Raw genomic sequence first — 467 nt, forward strand, 5'->3', positions numbered from 1 at the left:
TCAAAGGCTTCGGCAATCTTGGCCTGGACGTATTCGAGGTTGTTGAAGTCGACCCAATCCCCCACTTCCTTTTCCGTCAGTTCAGGGGCTTCATGGATGAGTCCGGCCCAGAGGAACGTTCGAATTGACTTGATGCCGAGGTTCGATTCATTTAATTCTGTCACAGTGACGCCTAGCTTTTCCTCTATTTCTACCAAGGCATTCAGGGTATAGCGAAGTTTCCGAGAAGAATTCAGTTCAATATCCACAAATCCACGTTGTTTGTTCGCCATTGATGACCTCCGTTAGCTTCCTTCTGTGACGGTTAATGCGCCTGTGCCGGTCAAAGTGAGTTTATAGGTGGCCGCATCATCCTGGGGGAATTCGTAAGGAAAGTCAGTGATGATGCAGGTTCCGGTATATTTCTTGCCAGAGGGTAGTCGGATTTCGGCTTTGAGCGTCGACCGGCTGTTAAACACTTCATCCAA

The 467-nt window shown here is 48.6% G+C and carries 2 protein-coding genes; both read right to left on the minus strand.

Features of this window, described 5'->3' with window-relative positions; genetic code table 11:
* Positions 1-272: hypothetical protein (locus H1S01_RS20765; protein WP_188042193.1), on the minus strand; the 272-nt coding region annotated here is incomplete at its 3' end.
* Positions 273-284: 12 nt separating this feature from the next.
* The coding region (locus H1S01_RS20770; protein WP_243237466.1) for a phage tail tube protein at positions 285-467 on the minus strand (183 nt) is incomplete at its 5' end.

It is taken from the genome of Heliobacterium chlorum, from assembly GCF_014502795.1.
Classification (GTDB): Bacteria; Bacillota; Desulfitobacteriia; order Heliobacteriales; family Heliobacteriaceae; genus Heliobacterium; species Heliobacterium chlorum.